Here is a 19,805-nt window from a genome sequence, read left to right as displayed (position 1 = left end):
TACCCAACCACATCATTACTGGCAAGCCGAATTCAGGCGCAAACTTCAGTTACCAGTTTTGCCAGGTGTTCGGCGTGGCCGCGAACCTGTATTTCGTCGTCACCTTCGACCATAACGCGCACCAAAGGCTCTGTGCCGGACTTGCGCAGCAGTACCCGCCCGCGCCCCGCCATTGCCAGGGTCACGCGCTCGCAAGCCTCTTTGACAGCAGGGTGCTCGATCGGGTTTTCGCCGCCCGAGAAACGCACGTTAAGCAAAACTTGCGGGCATTTGCGTAAAGCCTGACGCGCCTGCGCCAAGCTCTCTTCACGACGACGCAAAGCCAGCAACACCTGCAAAGCCGCGATAATCGCATCGCCCGTGGTGGTGTGCTGGAAGCATACGACGTGCCCAGAGTTTTCACCGCCTACCTGCCAATTACGCTCCAGCAGCTCGGCAATCACATAACGATCACCCACGTTGGCACGGACAAAAGGAATACCCAAGTCTGCCAATGCAAGCTCAAGCCCCAGGTTGCTCATCAACGTACCGACGACACCGCCCTGGAGCTTGTTACGCTCGTGCAGGTCACGAGCAATGATGAACAACAGGTCATCGCCATCCACCACGGCCCCCGTGTGATCAACCATCAGCACGCGGTCGCCATCACCGTCAAAGGCAATCCCGAGGTCCGCATGCTCAGCCAGGACAGCGGCCTGCAACTGCCCCATATGGGTGGAGCCGCAGTTTTCGTTGATGTTCAATCCATTGGGCTGGGCCGAGAGCACTGTGACATCTGCGCCCAATTCCTTGAACACGCTTGGGGCGACTTTGTAGGTCGCACCATGGGCGCAATCGACCACAATCTTCAGGCCTGCAAAGTTGGTGCTGGTTGGCACGCTGCTCTTGCAGAACTCGATATACCGGCCCGACGCGTCATTGATCCGCGAAACCTTGCCCAACTTACTGGATTCGACCACAGTCATCGGCGCGTCCAACAGTTCTTCAATCATCAGCTCAATCTCGTCCGGCAACTTGGTGCCCTGCCCCGAGAAAAACTTGATGCCATTGTCATCATGAGGGTTGTGCGAGGCGCTGATCACAATACCGGCTTCAGCGTGGAAGGTACGCGTCAGGTATGCAATCGCCGGGGTCGGCATCGGGCCTAGCAACATCACGTCAGCACCTGCGGCGGACAAACCTGCCTCAAGCGCAGACTCAAACATGTACCCCGAGATTCGGGTGTCCTTGCCCACCAGGATCCGGCAAGCGCCCATGCTGCGAAAGGCCATACCCGCCGCCCAACCCAGCTTGAGCATAAAATCAGGAGTAATTGGAAATTCGCCGACCCGACCACGGATCCCGTCGGTGCCAAAGTATTTTTTAGTCATAAGTGCTCCATCATTCTTATTCGGCTGATTCTACAGCGGCAATCATGCGCACCACATCAACGGTTTCTGCGACGTCATGCACACGCAAGATGCGCGCACCCTTGGTCAAGGCCAGCGCGGCCAGCGCGAGGCCACCGTATAATCGCTCACCCACAGGCCGATTCAACGCCAGCCCGATCATGCTCTTGCGTGAAACGCCAACCAGTAAGGGGCGACCAAGGGCATGAAGGGACTCCATGTGCTTGAACAGACTTAAATTGTGTTGCAGGGTCTTGGCAAAACCAAAACCCGGATCAAGAATTATTTTCTCCGGCGCAATGCCTACCGCGGCGCACTGGGCAACCCGCTCGGAGAGAAAACCACTTACCTCGCCGACCAGATCATCGTAGTGCGGGCTGTCCTGCATATTGCCGGGCTCACCCAACATATGCATCAGGCACACGGGCAGACCGGTAGCCGCGGCCGCATCCAGAGCTCCGTCGCGCCGCAGAGACCGCACATCATTGATCAATCCGGCCCCCAGCCGAGCCGTCTCGCGCATAACGGCCGGCGTTGACGTGTCTACCGAAATAATCACATCCAGCTCACGGGCAATGCGCTCGACAATCGGCGCTACACGCTCCAGCTCCTCCAGCGGAGAAACAACACGAGCACCCGGCCGGGTCGACTCGCCACCGATATCAATCAGTGTCGCGCCGGCAGCCACCATTGACTCGGCATGACGCAATGCAGCATCAACCTGGCTGAAGCGGCCACCATCGGAAAAGGAATCGGGGGTTACATTAAGAATACCCATGACATGCGCATGGGCCAAATCAAGAACCCGGTTGCCGCAAGGCAACCGGGTGGAGGACGTACCAAAAGTCATTTCAAACCTTAGTGATCCGCTGCCGGACCGCCGATCGGGGTTTCAGGACGCTCGTTTTGAACCACGGGCGGTGTACCCGAAGTACCCGAACCACCTTCCCAATCGCGAGGCTCACGAGGCGCCCGACCAGCCATGATGTCGTCGATCTGGTCCGCATCAATGGTTTCGTACTTCATCAGCGCATCAGCCATTGCATCCAGCTTGTCGCGATTGTCGGTCAGGATCTGCTTGGCTGTGCCGTAGCACTGATCAATGATGCTGCGCACTTCAGAGTCGATCAGCTTGGCTGTCTCACCGGAGAAGCTGGCGCTTTGACCGCCACCACCACGCCCCAGGAACACTTCGCCTTCTTCCTCGGCATACATCAACGGGCCCAGCTTTTCCGACAATCCCCACTTGGTCACCATGTTCCGAGCAATCTGGCTTGCACGCATGATGTCGTTGGAAGCACCAGTGGTTACGCCGTCGAAGCCCAGCGTCATCTCTTCTGCAATACGGCCGCCGTACAGCGAGCAGATCTGGCTGATCAGCGCACGCTTGGAGAGGCTGTAACGATCCTCTTCCGGCAGGAACATGGTGACACCCAGCGCACGACCACGAGGAATGATCGACACCTTGTAGACCGGATCATGCTCAGGCACAACGCGCCCAACAATGGCGTGGCCGGCTTCGTGATAGGCAGTGTTCTGCTTCTCTTTCTCGGACATGACCATGGACTTGCGCTCGGCGCCCATCATGATCTTGTCTTTCGCCAGCTCGAACTCTTTCATTTCAACGATGCGCTTGCCGGTACGAGCCGCAAACAACGAAGCTTCGTTCACCAGGTTGGCCAAGTCGGCACCGGAGAAGCCTGGAGTACCACGGGCAATCACGGCCGGAGCCACGTCATCCCCCATTGGCACTTTGCGCATATGCACTTTCAGAATCTGTTCACGACCACGGATGTCCGGTAGGCCGACCACAACCTGACGGTCGAAACGGCCCGGACGCAGCAGCGCAGGGTCCAGCACGTCTGGACGGTTGGTTGCGGCGATGACGATGATGCCGTCATTCATCTCGAAACCATCCATCTCGACCAGCAACTGGTTGAGAGTCTGCTCACGCTCGTCGTGACCACCACCCATGCCAGCACCACGATGGCGACCAACAGCGTCGATTTCATCGATGAAGATGATGCACGGAGCGTGCTTCTTGGCCTGCTCGAACATATCGCGGACACGACTGGCACCCACGCCGACAAACATCTCAACGAAGTCAGAACCGGAAATGGTGAAGAACGGCACCTTGGCTTCGCCAGCAATCGCCTTGGCCAGCAAGGTTTTACCGGTACCCGGAGGACCTACCATCAGAACGCCGCGAGGAATACGACCACCCAGGCGCTGGAACTTGCCTGGATCGCGCAGGAACTCGACCAGTTCGCCGACTTCTTCCTTGGCCTCATCGCAGCCTGCAACATCAGCCAGGGTAGTTTTCACCTGATCTTCTGAGAGAAGGCGCGCCTTGCTCTTGCCGAAGCTCATCGGCCCGCCCTTGCCTCCGCCGCCGCCCTGCATCTGGCGCATGAAGAACATGAACACGGCAATGATTACCAGGATCGGGAAGCTTGCCACCAGGAGCTGAGTCCAGATGCTCTGCTGCTCAGGCTGCTTGCCTTCGACCACCACATGGTTATCCACCAGGTCGCCGATCAGACCGTTGTCCTGGATTGCCGGACGAATGGTCTTGAAGCTGTCGCCATCGTTGCGTTTGCCGGTGATCACGTAGCCATCAACCGCTACGCGCTCGACCTTGCCATCCTTAACTTGCTGGATGAAGTCGGAGTAGTTGAGGGTCTGCGGCTCGTTAGGGCTGGAGAAGTTGTTCATCACCGTCACCAGGACAGCCGCGATGATCAACCACAGGATCAGATTCTTTGCCATATCGTTCAATTAACTACCCTCTGAAGCAAGCTCCGCTACTGGCGCGCGCTTCGCATGATATTCACCGGCCTAACTTACTACATTACCTACAACTCTGGCAGGCGCCGTCTGTAACCCTTTGTGAAACTTTGACTACACAATATTCGTAAAGCTTCGTGACGAAAGCGATATAAAAAAACCTATCACCCTCCTCGAATAAATCAAAAACGCTCTTCGCTCGCCGCACCTTCAACCCCGCGGAACCCACGGCACAGCAGGTATTGCTCACGAGAACGGTCTCGGGACGAGTCTGGCTTGCGAGTTTGCACCTTGTCGAACAGCTTGCGAATGTTCTTGTGATACTCGTCAAAACCTTCGCCCTGGAAGACTTTCACAAGGAAATCTCCACCGGGACGCAACACCCGACCCGCCAAATCCAGCGCCAGTTCGCAGAGGAACATGGCTCGCGGCATATCGACGGCCGGTAATCCACTCATATTGGGGGCCATGTCGGAAATCACAAGGTCTACCTGCGAATTTCCCACAGCCTCCAGGATCTCGGCCAACACCGAGTCCTGGGTGAAGTCGCCGTGTACGAAGGTCACATCCGGGATGCTGTCCATCTCAAGGATGTCGGAGGCGATCAACCGGCCTTGCCCACCAATCAGACGACTGGTCACCTGGGACCAACCACCTGGAGCGGCACCCAGATCGATAACGCTCATGCCCGGACGGATCAATTTGTCCTTGTCCTGGATCTCCAGGAGCTTGTAGCTGGCCCGCGAACGGTACCCGTCCTTTTGCGCCTTTTTGACGTAAGGATCGTTGAAATGCTCTTGCAGCCACTTAAGGCTAGTTTTGGAACGGGCCACGGGCCACCTCGAAAATAAAACGGGTCGTGATTAACTGGGCGGTCCCGGACTCGCTCGGGTAAACTGGCCGCCGCTTTTTACAAGATCAGACGCAGGGGTCAGATTATGCCGCTCACTCAAGAGCAGAAGAAACAGTACAAATCCATTGGCCACCATCTGAAACCAGTTCTGATTGTGGCAGACAACGGTTTGACTGAAGGTGTGTTAGCCGAACTTGAACGCGCATTGGGCGATCATGAACTGATCAAGATCAAGGTCAACATCCTTGACCGCGAAGCGCGCCTGGCCGCCATTGCAGAACTGTGCAAGGTTGGCAAAGCGGACCTGGTTCAGGTCATCGGCAAGATGGCGCTGCTGTATCGCAAGAACTTCAGCGTCAACAAGCAACTGTCGAACGTGCATCGCTTCAAATGACACAAGGGTCACGGGCGTGCTTTGCGCGCCCTGCCACTCCATCCTGGCGCGGGCTGTACAACCAGCACCAGGCCGGAGAACCCTAATACAAGATAGCTGAATAGCTGCCAGCGCAACGCTTCCGGCAGCCACACATGCACGATGCAAAACATTGCACACGCATACAGCGCCATCAACAGCAGTTGGCCGCAAATATCCCGCCACAAACTCCCCAAGCCCTCGGCCTTGACCAGCACCAATGCCTGAAGGGTCACGCACGCTGCTGCAAAACCCACCAGCAACGCACTCAGTAATCCATCGATCTCATCGATCAGCAACGGAGCCAGGCCAATAAGGCCCAGCGCCGGCAGCACACCAATGTGCAGCAACCACAGGCCACCCACCCAAAGCATCTGGGCAAGCTGCCAAAGCATGGCGCCCGCACGAAGCGGGCGCCGCCTTTCAGACGTGGCGAACTTCAACAATCTCGTACTCGATCACGCCACCGGGTGTTTTTACAGCCACCACATCACCCTCTTCCTTGGCAATCAAGGCGCGGGCCAGCGGCGAACCGACGGAGATTTTTCCGAGCTTAAAGTCAGCTTCGTCTTCGCCAACAATATGGTAAGTCACGCGATCATCAGTCTCCACATTGGCGATTTCGACGGTGGTACCGAAGATCACTTTGCCAGTGTGAGGAATGCTCGTAACGTCGATGACGACCTGATTCTGGATCCGGCCCTCAATGTCACGAATCCGCGCCTCAACCATACCCTGCTGCTCGCGAGCCGCGTGGTATTCAGCGTTTTCCTTCAAGTCACCCAGCTCGCGGGCCGTACCGATGTCCTGGCTCAGCTTCGGACGTACGACCTTGGTCAGGTGAGCGTGCTCCTCTTCCAGGGCCTTTGCGCCCTGGACGGTCATTGGGTATTTGATCATGCCTTCAATCCTGCGTGTAGATCCTGCAAGCGGCGTACGGTTTTTTCCGGACCGAACTTGAGCGCTTCACAGATAGCTTCGCCAGCAGCAATGGTGGTGGTGCAGTAGATCTTGTGCTGCAAGGCATTACGACGAATGGAGTAGGAGTCCGCGATCGACTGACGACCTTCGGTGGTATTGATGATCAGCGTGACTTCGTCATTCTTGATCATGTCGACCACGTGCGGACGGCCTTCCGTCACCTTGTTTACGCGACGCACTTTCAGGCCCGCCGCTTCGATCAGCTTGGCAGTACCGGCAGTAGCCACGACTTCAAAGCCCAAGTTGATCAGATCACGGGCAACACCTGCAACCAGTGGCTTGTCGTCATCACGCACACTGATAAACGCAGTACCGCCGGTCGGCAGCACTTCGCTGGCACCCATCTGAGCCTTGGCGAACGCTTCACCGAAGGTATCGCCCACGCCCATCACTTCACCGGTGGACTTCATCTCTGGGCCCAGGATCGGGTCCACACCAGGGAATTTGGCGAATGGGAACACTGCCTCTTTCACGCTGTAGAAGTTCGGAATGATTTCCTTGGTGAAGCCGATTTCCTTCAGGGTCTTACCGGCCATTACACGGGCAGCGATCATCGCCAGGGACACACCGATGCACTTGGACACGAAAGGTACGGTCCGCGAAGCACGTGGGTTGACTTCGATGACGTAGATGTCTTCGCCTTGCAGCGCCAACTGAACGTTCATCAAGCCGACCACGCCCAATTCCAGGGCCATTTTCTTGACCTGCTCGCGCATCTCGTCCTGGATGTGCAGCGGCAACGAGTACGGCGGCAGCGAGCACGCGGAGTCACCGGAGTGAACGCCCGCCTGTTCGATGTGCTGCATGATCGCGCCGATCACTACATCAGTGCCGTCGCAAACCGCGTCCACGTCCATTTCAATGGCGCAGTTGAGGAAGTGATCCAGCAGCACAGGGCTGTCATTGGACACTTTCACTGCATCGCGCAGGTAACGCTTGAGTTCTTCTTCTTCGTAGACGATTTCCATCGCCCGGCCGCCCAGCACGTAGGACGGACGCACCACCAGCGGGTAGCCGATCTTGCTGGCTGCGCGGATAGCTTCGTCTTCGCTGCGCACGGTAGCGTTTGGCGGCTGACGCAGGTTCAGGCGCTCAACCATTTGCTGGAAACGCTCACGGTCTTCAGCACGGTCGATAGCGTCCGGGCTGGTGCCGATGATTGGCACACCGGCAGCTTCCAGAGCGCGTGCCAATTTCAGCGGGGTTTGGCCGCCGTACTGGACGATCACGCCTTTTGGCTTCTCGACGCGACAGATTTCCAGCACGTCTTCCAGCGTAACCGGCTCGAAGTACAAGCGGTCGGAAGTGTCGTAGTCAGTGGAAACGGTTTCTGGGTTGCAGTTGACCATGATGGTCTCGTACCCGTCTTCGCGCAGGGCGAGAGCGGCGTGTACGCAGCAGTAGTCGAACTCGATGCCCTGGCCGATACGGTTTGGACCGCCACCCAGGATGATGATCTTGTCGCGACCCGACGGTGCGGCCTCGCACTCCTCCTCGTAGGTGGAGTACAGGTACGCGGTGTCGGTGGCGAACTCTGCAGCGCAGGTGTCAACGCGCTTATAGACCGGAAAGATATCCAGCTTGTGGCGATGCGTACGCAGGTTCTTCTCGGTCACGCCAAGCAGCTTGGCCAGACGCTGGTCGGAGAAGCCTTTGCGCTTGAGGCGGAACATCAGGTCGCGGTCGATAGAGGAAAGACCGAGGGTCTTGACCTTCTCTTCTTCCTTGATCAGATCTTCGATCTGTACCAGGAACCACGGATCGATCATGTTCATGCCGAAGATATCTTCGACGGTCATGCCGGCGCGGAAAGCATCGGCCACGTACCAGATACGCTCAGCGCCCGGAACGGTCAGCTCGCGTTTGAGCACGCTCATGCTTTCCGGGTTGCTCAGGTCGAGCTTCTCGTCCAGACCGCAAACGCCCACTTCCAGGCCACGCAGGGCTTTCTGCAGGGATTCCTGGAAGGTCCGGCCGATGGCCATGACTTCACCGACCGACTTCATCTGAGTGGTCAGGCGGGCATCGGCTTTCGGGAATTTCTCGAAAGCGAAGCGTGGCAGCTTGGTGACGACGTAGTCGATCGACGGCTCGAAGGACGCCGGCGTAGCGCCGCCAGTGATTTCGTTCTGCAATTCGTCCAGGGTGTAACCGATCGCCAGCTTGGCTGCGATGCGCGCAATCGGGAAGCCGGTAGCTTTCGATGCCAGCGCCGAAGAACGCGATACACGCGGGTTCATCTCGATCACGACCATACGGCCTGTGTCCGGGCAGATACCGAACTGAACGTTGGAACCGCCGGTTTCAACGCCGATCTCACGCAGTACCGCCAACGAGGCGTTACGCATGATCTGGTATTCCTTGTCCGTCAGGGTCTGTGCCGGAGCAACGGTGATCGAGTCACCGGTGTGCACGCCCATCGGGTCAAAGTTTTCGATGGAGCAGACGATGATGCAGTTGTCCTTTTTGTCGCGGACAACTTCCATCTCGTACTCTTTCCAGCCGATCAGGGATTCGTCGATCAGCAGCTCTTTGGTCGGCGACAGGTCCAGACCACGCGCACAAATCTCTTCGAACTCTTCACGGTTGTAAGCAATACCGCCACCCGTGCCGCCCATGGTGAAGGACGGACGGATGATGCACGGGAAGCCCAGCTTTTCGAGAACCGCGTTGGCCTCTTCCATGCTGTGGGCGATACCGGAACGCGGGCAATCAAGGCCGATGGACTTCATGGCCTTGTCGAAACGCGAACGGTCTTCAGCCTTGTCGATGGTGTCGGCATTGGCGCCGATCATCTCTACGCCGAACTTTTCCAGAACGCCTTCGCGCTCCAGGTCCAGCGCGCAGTTCAGTGCGGTCTGGCCACCCATGGTTGGCAGCAGGGCGTCCGGACGCTCTTTCTCGATGATCTTGGCAACGGTCTGCCACTTGATCGGCTCGATGTAGGTGGCGTCGGCCATGTCCGGGTCGGTCATGATGGTGGCCGGGTTGGAGTTCACCAGGATGACGCGGTAGCCCTCTTCGCGCAGGGCTTTACAGGCCTGGGCGCCGGAGTAGTCGAATTCGCAGGCCTGGCCGATCACGATCGGGCCAGCGCCGAGAATCAGGATGCTTTTTATGTCTGTACGTTTTGGCATGGGTTTGTCACTCAAATCCGCAGGTCAGTCGGCAAGCCGTCTTGAACAATCTTTGAAGAGCCTGCAGGGGCCACCGGGATTCGGGGCCGCCCGCAGGCCGCTCAGTCAGCGTCGCTTGGCCATCTCATTGATGAAACGGTCGAACAGCGGCGCTACGTCGTTCGGGCCCGGGCTCGCTTCAGGGTGGCCCTGGAAGCTGAACGCGCTCTTGTCGGTGCGTTCGATGCCTTGCAGGGAGCCGTCGAACAGCGACTTGTGAATTGCGCGGACGTTGCCCGGCAAGCTCGCTTCATCCACCGCAAAACCGTGGTTCTGGCTGGTGATCATCACGACGCCAGTGTCCAGGTCTTGCACTGGGTGGTTGGCACCGTGATGGCCGTGACCCATTTTCAGGGTCTTGGCGCCGGAAGCCAGTGCCAATAGTTGGTGGCCCAGGCAGATACCGAATACCGGAATCTCGGTTTCCAGTACTTCCTTGATGGCCTGGATGGCGTAGTCGCAAGGCTCCGGATCACCCGGACCGTTGGACAGGAACACACCGTCCGGCTGCAAGGCCAGCACATCGCTGGCTGGGGTTTGCGCAGGCACCACAGTCACGCGGCAACCGCGCTCAACCAGCATGCGCAGGATGTTGTACTTCACACCGTAGTCGTACGCGACCACATGGTAAGGCAACTCGCTGGCTTCGATGGTCGCGTGGCTGTCGGTCTTCAAGTCCCAGACAGTGGAGCGCCATTCGTACTTCTCTTTGACGCTGACGACCTTCGCCAGGTCCATGCCCTTCAAGCCAGGGAAGCCTTGCGCTGCGGCAATCGCCGCGTCTTCGGAAATATTGTCACCGACCATGATGCAGCCGTTCTGCGAGCCTTTTTCACGCAGGATGCGTGTGAGGCGGCGCGTATCGATACCGGCGATCGCCACAACATTGTTGGCTTTCAGGTAATCGGACAGCGACATCGTGTTACGCCAGTTGCTCGCAACCAGTGGCAGGTCACGAATCACCAGACCGGCCGACCAGACACGATCAGACTCGACGTCTTCCGGTGTAGTACCGGTATTGCCGATGTGTGGATAGGTCAGGGTAACGATCTGTTGGGCGTAGGAAGGATCGGTAAGGATTTCCTGATAGCCGGTCATGGCAGTGTTAAACACTACCTCTCCAACGGTTTGACCGTCGGCTCCAATGGCTTCGCCGCGAAAAATGCTGCCATCAGCAAGGGCGAGTATGGCTGGCTTAGTCAAGAAGACCTCCCGTAAATAAAGCCTGAAAGGGCGATCGCAGGTTGTAAAAAAGCGGAGTGACGTATGGACACGTCACCCCGCTTCTTCACTGAATTATTCTGCGCGCTTTTAGTGGACACACTAAAGCTGTAGCTTACAGAAAAAGGCTTTTTGGGTCCACCGCTAATGAGCCTTAAAGGCAGGAGAATGCGACAGGACGTCGCTTAGCGGGTAAAAACGGGGCCTTAGGATAATCCTGAGGCCCCGTTTTAGCTACTGATTAGTGCAGTTCCAGCACATCGCGCATGTCGTACAGACCCGCATCACGACCTTCCAACCAAAGCGCAGCGCGCACCGCACCCTTGGCGAACGTCATGCGACTGGAAGCTTTGTGCGTGATTTCCAGGCGCTCGCCTTCGGTGGCGAACAGCACAGTGTGATCACCTACGACATCACCACCACGAACGGTCGCAAAACCAATAGTGTCACGGGCGCGCGCACCGGTATGGCCTTCGCGACCGTAAACCGCCACCTTGGACAGGTCGCGTCCCAGCGCATCAGCAATAGCCTCGCCCATGCGCAGCGCGGTACCCGACGGCGCATCGATCTTGTGACGGTGATGCGTTTCGATAATCTCGATATCCGCTTCATCACCCAGCACGCGCGCGGCCAGATCCAGCAACTTGAGCGACAGGTTCACGCCGACACTGAAGTTGGCAGCAAAGACGACAGGGATATCCTTGCCCGCCTCCACCAGCAACTGCTTCTGCTCGGCAGTCAAACCCGTAGTACCGATCACCATCGCCTTGCCCGCCTTTCGGCAGAAGGCGAGATTTTTCAGCATCACTTCCGGCAACGTGAAGTCGATCAGCACGTCGAATTCATCCGCCACCTGCTCCAGGTTGCCGGACAACGACACACCGATACGACCCAGTGAAGCCAACTCACCCGCATCCGCACCAATCAATGTGCTGCCAGGACGAACAATCGCCGCAGTCAGGCCGGAGGCTGGAGAACGCTGCTGCACCGCTTCGACCAGCGTCTTGCCCATGCGCCCGGCAGCGCCCATTACGGCTATACGTCGCATACTCACTTCCTTACAGATCGCCGAAGAAGCGCTTCACACCATCGAAAAAGCCCGTGGTTTTCGGCGAGTGAGAGTCATCGCCTTCCAACGAACTACGGAACTCTTCAAGCAGTTCACGCTGACGGCGACCCAGGTTGACCGGAGTTTCCACCGCCACACGGCACATCAGGTCGCCAGCACCGCCACCGCGCACTGGCGCTACGCCCTTGCCACGAATGCGGAACTGTTTACCCGTCTGCGTCCCCTCAGGGATCTTCAGCTTGACCCGACCATCAAGGGTCGGAATCTCCAACTCACCGCCCAAGGCAGCATCGACAAAACTGATCGGCACTTCGCAGAACAGGTGCTTGCCGTCACGCTGGAAGATCGAGTGCTCGCGCACATTGATCACCACGTACAGATCACCCGTTGGACCGCCCTGAGTACCCGCCTCGCCCTCGCCAGACAGGCGAATGCGATCACCGGTATCCACGCCCGCCGGCACTTTCACCGAAAGGGTCTTGTACTCTTCGACACGACCTTCGCCGTGGCAGGAGTCGCACGGATCGGAAATGATCTTGCCCTGGCCATGGCAACGCGGGCAGGTCTGCTGCACCGAGAAGAAACCCTGCTGCATACGGACCTGGCCAATACCGCCGCACGTCGGGCAAGTAATCGGCGAGGAGCCTTTCTTGGCACCCGAACCATCACACGGCTTGCAGTTGACCAGCGTCGGCACGCGAATGTTGACGCTTGTGCCGCGAACAGCTTCTTCCAGGTTCAGCTCCAGCGTGTAGCGCAAGTCGCTGCCACGCTGGGCGCCACCGCGCTGACCACCCCGACCACCGCCAAAGAAGTCACTGAATACGTCACCGAAAATATCGGAGAAGTTCTGACCGCCAAAACCGGCACCGCCGCCGCCCATGCTTGGGTCGACACCAGCATGGCCATACTGGTCGTAGGCCGCACGCTTATTGGGATCAGACAGACATTCGTAGGCCTCGTTGGCCTCTTTGAACATTTCTTCGGATTCTTTGCTATCCGGATTACGGTCCGGGTGGTGCTTCATCGCCAGGCGACGGTAAGCCTTTTTCAGGTCCGCCTCGCTGGAGCCGCGCTCCACACCCAACACTTCGTAATAGTCACGCTTTGCCATAAGTCTTTGCACTCTTAAGGACGTTCAGCCAGACCCTCCTGAGCCTGACTAAACTCGTTGAGCCCCAATACAGGCCCGGACCCAACTCACGTCAATTCAACGATCCTGGTCATTACTACCTTTTAGCCAGGGACCCGGCCAAAAACGCGGTATTTAATGCTCGGAAAGCAGGAGCATCCCCGATCACACCGCCAGCATCCGAGCGTTGTCGCATGCTGTAAAAATTCACATACCCCAGACACGCCAACGCGGGAGCAAGCTCCCGCGCGGCGACATCCTACCAGTCACCGCTTGATAGCGGTCAACCGGGCGACCAACTTACTTGGTCTCTTTGACTTCTTCGAACTCGGCATCGACAGCGTCGTCGTGCTTGGCTTCAGGCTCTGCCTGTTGCGCAGCACCTTCAGCTGGCTGGCCTTGCTCGGCATACATCTTCTGGGCAACCGGTGCGGAGACTTTGGACAGCTCCTCAATCTTGGCGTCGATAGCAGCCTTGTCGTCGCCTTTAACAGCGGCTTCCAGGGCAACCACGGCGGCTTCGATTGCAGTTTTCTCTTCAGCGGTCACTTTCTCGCCGGCATCGGCGATCATTTTACGTGTCGAGTGCACCAGTGCATCACCCTGGTTACGGGCGCCGGCCAACTCTGCGAACTTGGCATCTGCATCAGCGTTGGCTTCAGCATCACGAATCATCTGTTGAATTTCTTCATCAGACAGACCGGAGTTGGCCTTGATGGTGATCTTCTGCTCTTTGCCGGTAGCCTTGTCTTTCGCGCCGACGTGCAGGATGCCGTTGGCGTCGATGTCGAAAGTCACTTCAATTTGCGGCACGCCACGAGGTGCTGGTGGAATCTCAGCCAGGTCGAACTTGCCCAGGGACTTGTTCTGGGCAGCTTGCTTACGCTCACCTTGCAGCACGTGAATGGTCACAGCGCCTTGATTGTCATCGGCAGTCGAGAACACCTGGGATTTCTTGGTAGGAATCGTGGTGTTTTTCTCGATCAGCGCAGTCATCACGCCACCCATGGTTTCGATACCCAGGGTCAGCGGACTCACGTCCAGCAGCAACACGTCTTTCACGTCACCAGCCAATACCGCACCCTGGATGGCAGCACCCATGGCGACCGCTTCGTCCGGGTTCACGTCTTTACGCGCTTCTTTGCCGAAGAACTCGGTAACCAGCTTCTGAACCAGCGGCATACGGGTCTGACCGCCTACCAGGATCACGTCGTTGATTGCACCAACGTCGATACCGGAGTCTTTCAGCGCAATGCGGCAAGGCTCGATGGTGCGTTGAACCAGATCTTCGACCAGCGCTTCCAACTTGGCGCGAGAAATCTTCACGTTCAAGTGCTTAGGACCGGTAGCGTCTGCAGTGATGTAAGGCAGGTTGACGTCGGTCGACTGAGCGGAAGACAGCTCGATCTTGGCTTTTTCAGCAGCTTCTTTCAGGCGCTGCATTGCCAGCGGGTCACCTTTGAGGTTCATGCCGCTTTCTTTCTTGAATTCGTCAACGAGATAGTCGATCAGACGAATGTCAAAGTCTTCACCGCCCAGGAAAGTGTCGCCGTTAGTAGCCAACACTTCGAACTGGTGCTCGCCGTCAACTTCGGCAATTTCGATCACGGAAACGTCAAAGGTACCGCCACCCAGGTCATAAACGATCACAGTGTGGTCGCCTTTGGCCTTGTCCATACCGTAAGCCAGAGCGGCTGCAGTTGGCTCGTTGATGATACGTTTTACGTCCAGGCCAGCGATGCGGCCGGCGTCTTTGGTCGCCTGGCGCTGGCTGTCGTTGAAGTAGGCTGGAACGGTGATTACCGCTTCAGTCACTGCTTCGCCCAGATAGTCTTCGGCGGTTTTCTTCATCTTTTTCAAGATTTCAGCCGAAATTTGTGGCGGCGACATTTTCTGGCCGTTCACTTCAACCCAGGCGTCACCGTTGTCAGCCTTGGCGATTTTGTACGGAACCATCTTGATGTCTTTCTGTACGACTTCTTCGTCGAACTTACGACCGATCAGGCGCTTTACCGCGTACAAAGTGTTGTGCGGGTTGGTGACAGCCTGACGCTTGGCCGACTGACCAACGAGGATTTCACCGTCGTTGGCGTAAGCAATGATCGACGGCGTGGTACGCGCGCCTTCGGCGTTCTCGATTACTTTTGCAACGCCGTTTTCCAGCACGGAGACGCAGGAGTTGGTGGTCCCCAGGTCAATACCGATAATTTTGCCCATGATTTACTCTCCCGAAACTTGAATTTGGTTGCCGCAGCAGTGGTGGCTAACTGCGGTAGCACTTAAACGCTTGACTTATAAATGGGGGCCTTGCGGCGAATTTCAAGCCTGCTCATCAATAGAAGGTGCAACAGGTGCAGGAGCCTTGCTCACCACTACCATTGCCGGACGCAGCAGGCGGCCGTTGAGCTGGTAACCCTTCTGGAACACCTTCAACACACTGTTGGGTTCCAGGTCATGGCTTTCCTGCATGGCCATTGCCTGGTGATGCTCAGCGTTGAACGGTTCACCGCCTTGCGGATCGATGGCTTCGAGCTGATAACGCTTCAGGGTGTCCTGGAACATTTTCAGGGTGAGCTCGATCCCTTCGCGCATCGGGCGGATGTTTTCGTCATCCGGGTTGGACAATTCAAGGCCACGCTCCAGGCTGTCGATGATCGGCAGCAAGTCATTGGCGAATTTTTCAAGCGCGAATTTGTGAGCTTTCTCTACATCCTGCTCGGCACGGCGGCGGACGTTCTGCAGATCGGCGGCAACACGCAAAGACTGATCCTGCGCAGCGGCCAATTGCTCTTCGAGCACTTGCACACGGGTCGCCAGTTCATCACCGACAGCCGAATTGGCGTCTGGAGTTTGCGTATCCTGCGTCTGTTCGTCAGCCATAGATTTCTCCTTTCAAAATCATGCGCGAACTCAACTCGCGCTTCTGTTCCGGTATATGGGGCCACAATTTCCAGCTTCAAGGGCGCAAGCGTTACCAAAAGTCTTTCGCCTGCTGCAGATCAATTCCCGCACCACCATTCTTCTTTGCACTAAAAAACCTCCTCGACCGAGCAAATCGAGCTAAGCATCAGGATTGTCAGCCCCAAACAAAACACTGTATAAATAACCAGACCTAAAGCCTGGGAGCGGCCGTCATGCTCGTGCACCTGTCCGTACATAACTACGCCATCGTTGAACATCTGGATCTCGAACTGGATCGCGGGATGAGCGTTATCACAGGCGAAACCGGCGCCGGCAAGTCGATCATGCTCGACGCCCTGGGCCTGACCCTGGGCGACCGCGCCGACAGTGGCGTGGTGCGTCCCGGTGCCGACAAGGCCGACATCCTGGCCACCTTCGACCTGGCGGACATCCCAGAAGCCGAAGCCTGGCTGGCCGAGCGCGACCTCAACAATGACGGCCCCTGCATTCTGCGCCGAGTCATCACCGCCGAAGGCCGCTCACGCGGCTATATCAACGGAACACCGTGCCCCCTTGGCGACCTGAAAGCCCTCGGTGAATTGCTGATCGACATCCATAGCCAGCATGAACACCAGTCCCTGCTGAAAACCGACACCCACCGCCGCCTGCTCGACGAATACGCCGGCGCCACAGACCTTGCCCGGCAGGTGCAACTGGCTGCCCAGCGCTGGCGGCAGACCCGCCAGGAGCTGGAACGCCTATCCAACTCCGGCGACGAGCAACGTGCTCGCCACCAACTGCTCAGTTATCAGCTTGAAGAACTCGAAAGCCTGGGCCTTGGCGAGACCGAGCTGGAACAACTGGAGCAGGAGCACAAAAACCTCACCAACGCCGAAACCCTGCTGGGTATCTGCCGCCAAGTGGTAGAGCAATGCAGCGAGAGCGATTCCGGAAACGTGCTCAACGCGCTCACGGCCAGCCTCAACCGACTGTCCAGCGTTAACAATGCTTCAGGCTCGCTGAGTGAGGCCACCACCCTATTGACCAGTGCACAAATCCAGATCGAAGAAGCCGTCGGTGAACTCAACCGCTTCCTGGATCACTTCGATGCCGACCCGGCGCGCCTGCAGGAAATAGAAGAACGCCTCGATACCATCTATACCCTGGCGCGCAAACATCGAATCCAGCCCACCGAAGTGGCAACCATGCAGCAAAAGCTGCTGGATGAAATCGAAACCCTGAACGCGAATGACGAATCCATTGAGCGACTAGGCGAAGAACTCGGCTCTTTTGCCCGTCACTATCAGGAGAAGGCCCGCGAACTGAGCGATCTACGCCAGCAAGCCGCCAGCAGCCTGGCCCACGCCGTTGAACAGGAAATTCAGCGCCTGGGCATGCCGGGAGGACGCTTCACCATCGAGCTGCGCGCCAACGCCAATAATGAATTGCAACCTCACGGCCTGGAGCAGGTTGAACTACTGGTCAGCGCCAACCCTGGGCAACCGCTCAAGGCTCTGGCAAAAGTCGCGTCCGGTGGTGAGCTTTCGCGCATCAGCCTGGCGATCCAGGTGATTACTGCGCAGACGTCACGGGTGCCTACGCTGGTGTTCGATGAAGTGGACGTAGGCATTGGAGGTCCGACTGCGGAAATTGTTGGTCAGTTGTTGCGTCGCCTGGGAGATCGAGGCCAGGTACTGACGGTCACCCACTTGCCACAAGTGGCCGCACAGGGCCATCAACACTTATTTGTGCACAAGGTGCGTGGCAATGATGCAACACACACTGCGGTATCCAAGCTGAACAAGTCGGAGCGCGTGGAAGAAGTAGCCCGAATGCTCGGCGGGATCGATCTCACCAAGGAGTCTTTGGCGCACGCGAAGAAAATGGTTGTCGCCACCAAGGCTTGAGCCGAACTTTTCTTGATATAGAAAGCACGAAGGCGACCCTAGGGTCGCCTTCGATCGTTTCGCAGAGCCATTCTGCGTCGTTTTTACTTTTTCTTACGGATGTACAACACAAGGTTGTGGTCGACCAAGTCGAAGCCATGCTCCTCAGCAATCTTATGTTGAAGCGCTTCGATTTCCGGGCTGGTGAACTCGATAACCTCATTGGTATCCAGGTCGACCATGTGATCGTGATGACCACCGTCAGCCAATTCGAACACTGCATGACCGCCGTCGAAATTATGACGAACCACCAGCCCTGCGGCTTCAAACTGGGTCAGTACACGGTAAACCGTGGCCAGGCCGACGTCCTCGTTAGACTCCATCAGCGCCTTGTATACATCCTCGGCACTCATGTGACGCTGCTCAGCAGAATCGAGCATTTGTAGAATCTTGACTCGTGGCAGAGTCACTTTAAGACCGGCTTTGCGTAGTTCGCTATTTTCAACCATGGTTAGCTTTCTCGCGGATGCTGCTTCGCAGCTTCTCTTAATACGGGTATGATCGGCGTTTACGTTGTCCCAGCCAAGATAGTGGAAGTCGCCCACCGATGCAAAACACCAAGCTCTTGCTAACCAGTTTCACCTTTGTGGGACTGCTCGCACTCGCCGGTTGTTCATTCCCCGGGGTTTACAAAATCGACATCCAGCAGGGCAATGTCGTCACGCAGGACATGATAGACCAGTTACGTCCGGGAATGACCCGACGGCAAGTACGGTTTATTATGGGCAACCCCCTGCTGACTGACACTTTCCATGCCGATCGCTGGGATTATCTCTACAGCCTGCAGCCTGGCGGCGGTGAACGCCAACAGGAACGCGTCAGCGTCATTTTTAATGGCAATGACCAGCTTGTCAGCCTGTCCGGTGACTTCATGCCCGGCGTAAGCCGCGATGAAGCCCTGCTCGGCAAAGACAACGGCACCAACGTGACTGCGCCTGCGCAGGAGAGCGAGAAGCCGAAATCCGAAGTACCGGCCAAGCCAGGCTCGCTGCTCGACAAGATCCAGAAAGACGTCGATGGCGTGGAAACCGTTCCGGTCCCGACGCCTCAGCCGCTGGACACCAGCCCGCAGTAACAGTGCGGCGCCTGCAAAAAAGCCCGGCATGCCGGGCTTTTTGTTGCCTGATGTTTAACAAGCTTATGAATTCTGCTGCCTGGTCATCGCCGCCTTGGCCGCCCGCAATCTACGCACCTCTTTAGGATCAACCAGCAAGGGGCGATAGATCTCAATACGATCACCTGGCTGCACAACGCGCACCTCAGCATCCGCGACAACTTTACCGAATACCCCCAAAGGGCAATCAGCCAGATCCAGATCAGGAAACAGCATTGTAATTGCGGACGCCTGCACCGCCGCTCGCAGACTTGTGCCGGACGCCACCGTCAACGCCAGCAAAACCTGGCGATCTGCAGCGGCATACACCACCTCAATCTCAACCATGCAGTTGCTTGGCCCGCTGACAGAACGCATCTACCAGTGTGTTGGCCGCCTGGTTGAACAAGGGCCCCAATGTAGCCCGCACAAGCGGGCCAGCGTAATCAAACGACAAGTCGAGGCTGATCTTGCAGGCCTTGTCGGTCAGCGCCTTGAATACCCAGACACCGTGCAACTGGGTAAAAGGCCCCTCCTGCAGATTCATTTCAATGGACTTGCCCGGCACCAGCACATTACGCGTGACAAAGTGCTGGCCCAGCCCACCTTTCGCCACCCCGACGCTGGCGACCATGTATTCATCAGTGCTTTCCAGCACCTCAGCCTTAGAACACCAAGGCAAGAATTCCGGGTAACGCGCCACGTCGTTGACCAGGTCATAGAGCGCCTGAGCCGGATAGGGCAGCAGGGCCGAACGTTGAATATGCGTCGTCATGTGTGCGTTATTTCCACAGCTGAGCGGCAAACATCGCGAAAGAACAGCCCGATCCGCGAGAGAAAAAAACC

Annotated in this window: 18 protein-coding genes; 3 read left to right on the top strand and 15 right to left on the bottom strand. The window is 57.3% G+C overall.

Features of this window, described 5'->3' with window-relative positions; translation table 11 throughout:
• Positions 1 to 32: 32 nt before the first annotated feature.
• The 4 genes from glmM to rlmE all read right to left on the bottom strand — a co-directional run bounded on the left by glmM (position 33) and on the right by rlmE (position 5,008).
• On the bottom strand, positions 33 to 1,370 hold the full coding sequence (gene glmM, locus AOA60_RS13185; protein ID WP_099584791.1) for a phosphoglucosamine mutase: 1,338 nt from the start codon (positions 1,368 to 1,370) through the stop codon (positions 33 to 35).
• Positions 1,371 to 1,386: 16 nt separating this feature from the next.
• Positions 1,387 to 2,238, bottom strand: coding sequence for a dihydropteroate synthase (gene folP / locus AOA60_RS13180; RefSeq protein ID WP_099584790.1), 852 nt, complete (start codon positions 2,236 to 2,238; stop codon positions 1,387 to 1,389).
• 8 nt (positions 2,239 to 2,246) lie between these two features.
• Positions 2,247 to 4,157 carry an ATP-dependent zinc metalloprotease FtsH gene (gene ftsH / locus AOA60_RS13175; RefSeq protein ID WP_099584789.1) on the bottom strand — a complete coding sequence of 637 codons (1,911 nt, stop codon included), beginning with the start codon at positions 4,155 to 4,157 and terminating at the stop codon, positions 2,247 to 2,249.
• A 200-nt stretch (positions 4,158 to 4,357) separates the two neighbouring features.
• Positions 4,358 to 5,008, bottom strand: coding sequence for a 23S rRNA (uridine(2552)-2'-O)-methyltransferase RlmE (gene rlmE / locus AOA60_RS13170; protein ID WP_003235041.1), 651 nt, complete (start codon positions 5,006 to 5,008; stop codon positions 4,358 to 4,360).
• A gap of 105 nt (positions 5,009 to 5,113) precedes the next feature.
• Here rlmE and AOA60_RS13165 point away from each other — a divergent pair, with 105 nt between their 5' ends.
• Positions 5,114 to 5,422, top strand: coding sequence for a YhbY family RNA-binding protein (locus AOA60_RS13165; protein WP_017139256.1), 309 nt, complete (start codon positions 5,114 to 5,116; stop codon positions 5,420 to 5,422).
• An 8-nt stretch (positions 5,423 to 5,430) separates the two neighbouring features.
• On the opposite strand, the gene AOA60_RS13160 is transcribed toward AOA60_RS13165, so the two are convergent.
• The 8 genes from AOA60_RS13160 to grpE form a co-directional block, all read right to left on the bottom strand.
• A complete protein-coding gene (locus AOA60_RS13160; protein ID WP_099584788.1) occupies positions 5,431 to 5,835 on the bottom strand; it encodes an MFS transporter in 405 nt (134 codons plus the stop codon).
• 28 nt (positions 5,836 to 5,863) lie between these two features.
• Complete coding sequence (greA, locus tag AOA60_RS13155) at positions 5,864 to 6,340, bottom strand: transcription elongation factor GreA (RefSeq protein ID WP_099584787.1); 477 nt, start codon at positions 6,338 to 6,340, stop codon at positions 5,864 to 5,866.
• On the bottom strand, positions 6,337 to 9,558 hold the full coding sequence (gene carB / locus AOA60_RS13150; protein ID WP_099584786.1) for a carbamoyl-phosphate synthase large subunit: 3,222 nt from the start codon (positions 9,556 to 9,558) through the stop codon (positions 6,337 to 6,339). The genes greA and carB overlap by 4 nt, the downstream gene beginning before the upstream one ends.
• A 105-nt stretch (positions 9,559 to 9,663) precedes the next feature.
• Positions 9,664 to 10,800, bottom strand: a complete 1,137-nt coding sequence (carA, locus tag AOA60_RS13145; RefSeq protein ID WP_099584785.1) for a glutamine-hydrolyzing carbamoyl-phosphate synthase small subunit — start codon at positions 10,798 to 10,800, stop codon at positions 9,664 to 9,666.
• 259 nt (positions 10,801 to 11,059) lie between these two features.
• Entirely contained in the window at positions 11,060 to 11,866 is an 807-nt protein-coding gene (gene dapB / locus AOA60_RS13140) for a 4-hydroxy-tetrahydrodipicolinate reductase (protein WP_099584784.1), read from the bottom strand.
• 10 nt (positions 11,867 to 11,876) lie between these two features.
• Positions 11,877 to 13,001, bottom strand: coding sequence for a molecular chaperone DnaJ (gene dnaJ, locus AOA60_RS13135; protein WP_015885930.1), 1,125 nt, complete (start codon positions 12,999 to 13,001; stop codon positions 11,877 to 11,879).
• Between the two features lie 318 nt (positions 13,002 to 13,319).
• Positions 13,320 to 15,236 (bottom strand): molecular chaperone DnaK, encoded by a 1,917-nt coding sequence (gene dnaK / locus AOA60_RS13130; RefSeq protein ID WP_099584783.1) that lies wholly within the window; start codon positions 15,234 to 15,236, stop codon positions 13,320 to 13,322.
• Between the two features lie 102 nt (positions 15,237 to 15,338).
• Positions 15,339 to 15,899, bottom strand: a complete 561-nt coding sequence (gene grpE, locus AOA60_RS13125; RefSeq protein WP_094951702.1) for a nucleotide exchange factor GrpE — start codon at positions 15,897 to 15,899, stop codon at positions 15,339 to 15,341.
• 254 nt (positions 15,900 to 16,153) lie between these two features.
• On the opposite strand from grpE, the gene recN reads away from it, so the two are divergent.
• Positions 16,154 to 17,827: a DNA repair protein RecN gene (gene recN / locus AOA60_RS13120; protein WP_099584782.1), complete on the top strand. Its 1,674-nt coding sequence runs from the start codon at positions 16,154 to 16,156 to the stop codon at positions 17,825 to 17,827.
• An 83-nt stretch (positions 17,828 to 17,910) separates the two neighbouring features.
• Here the strand turns inward: recN and fur are convergent, their stop codons facing one another.
• Complete coding sequence (gene fur, locus AOA60_RS13115; RefSeq protein ID WP_003194220.1) at positions 17,911 to 18,315, bottom strand: ferric iron uptake transcriptional regulator; 405 nt, start codon at positions 18,313 to 18,315, stop codon at positions 17,911 to 17,913.
• 98 nt (positions 18,316 to 18,413) lie between these two features.
• Here fur and AOA60_RS13110 point away from each other — a divergent pair, with 98 nt between their 5' ends.
• Positions 18,414 to 18,941: an outer membrane protein assembly factor BamE gene (locus AOA60_RS13110; protein WP_017528805.1), complete on the top strand. Its 528-nt coding sequence runs from the start codon at positions 18,414 to 18,416 to the stop codon at positions 18,939 to 18,941.
• A 63-nt stretch (positions 18,942 to 19,004) separates the two neighbouring features.
• Here AOA60_RS13110 and AOA60_RS13105 read toward each other — a convergent pair whose 3' ends face one another.
• Both AOA60_RS13105 and AOA60_RS13100 read right to left on the bottom strand, forming a co-directional pair.
• Positions 19,005 to 19,307, bottom strand: coding sequence for an RnfH family protein (locus tag AOA60_RS13105; protein ID WP_099584781.1), 303 nt, complete (start codon positions 19,305 to 19,307; stop codon positions 19,005 to 19,007).
• The gene (locus tag AOA60_RS13100; protein WP_099584780.1) at positions 19,300 to 19,734 is read right to left on the bottom strand and encodes a type II toxin-antitoxin system RatA family toxin; all 435 of its coding nucleotides are present in this window, start codon (positions 19,732 to 19,734) and stop codon (positions 19,300 to 19,302) included. The genes AOA60_RS13105 and AOA60_RS13100 overlap by 8 nt, the downstream gene beginning before the upstream one ends.
• Positions 19,735 to 19,805 lie beyond the last annotated feature (71 nt).

It is taken from the genome of Pseudomonas sp. 2822-17, from assembly GCF_002742485.1.
Lineage (GTDB): Bacteria > Pseudomonadota > Gammaproteobacteria > Pseudomonadales > Pseudomonadaceae > Aquipseudomonas > Aquipseudomonas cyclaminis.
This window is presented reverse-complemented; position numbering and strand designations above follow the sequence as displayed.

Bases quoted from the DNA above. Each gene is read 5' to 3' on its own strand.
- ftsH (WP_099584789.1), bottom strand. From the start codon at position 4,157: ATGGCAAAGAATCTGATCCTGTGGTTGATCATCGCGGCTGTCCTGGTG.
- AOA60_RS13105 (WP_099584781.1), bottom strand. From the start codon at position 19,307: ATGGTTGAGATTGAGGTGGTGTATGCCGCTGCAGATCGCCAGGTTTTG.
- fur (WP_003194220.1), bottom strand. From the start codon at position 18,315: ATGGTTGAAAATAGCGAACTACGCAAAGCCGGTCTTAAAGTGACTCTG.
- carB (WP_099584786.1), bottom strand. From the start codon at position 9,558: ATGCCAAAACGTACAGACATAAAAAGCATCCTGATTCTCGGCGCTGGC.
- greA (WP_099584787.1), bottom strand. From the start codon at position 6,340: ATGATCAAATACCCAATGACCGTCCAGGGCGCAAAGGCCCTGGAAGAG.
- AOA60_RS13100 (WP_099584780.1), bottom strand. From the start codon at position 19,734: ATGACGACGCATATTCAACGTTCGGCCCTGCTGCCCTATCCGGCTCAG.
- dnaK (WP_099584783.1), bottom strand. From the start codon at position 15,236: ATGGGCAAAATTATCGGTATTGACCTGGGGACCACCAACTCCTGCGTC.
- glmM (WP_099584791.1), bottom strand. From the start codon at position 1,370: ATGACTAAAAAATACTTTGGCACCGACGGGATCCGTGGTCGGGTCGGC.
- folP (WP_099584790.1), bottom strand. From the start codon at position 2,238: ATGACTTTTGGTACGTCCTCCACCCGGTTGCCTTGCGGCAACCGGGTT.
- AOA60_RS13165 (WP_017139256.1), top strand. From the start codon at position 5,114: ATGCCGCTCACTCAAGAGCAGAAGAAACAGTACAAATCCATTGGCCAC.
- AOA60_RS13110 (WP_017528805.1), top strand. From the start codon at position 18,414: ATGCAAAACACCAAGCTCTTGCTAACCAGTTTCACCTTTGTGGGACTG.
- recN (WP_099584782.1), top strand. From the start codon at position 16,154: ATGCTCGTGCACCTGTCCGTACATAACTACGCCATCGTTGAACATCTG.
- AOA60_RS13160 (WP_099584788.1), bottom strand. From the start codon at position 5,835: ATGCTTTGGCAGCTTGCCCAGATGCTTTGGGTGGGTGGCCTGTGGTTG.
- grpE (WP_094951702.1), bottom strand. From the start codon at position 15,899: ATGGCTGACGAACAGACGCAGGATACGCAAACTCCAGACGCCAATTCG.
- dapB (WP_099584784.1), bottom strand. From the start codon at position 11,866: ATGCGACGTATAGCCGTAATGGGCGCTGCCGGGCGCATGGGCAAGACG.
- dnaJ (WP_015885930.1), bottom strand. From the start codon at position 13,001: ATGGCAAAGCGTGACTATTACGAAGTGTTGGGTGTGGAGCGCGGCTCC.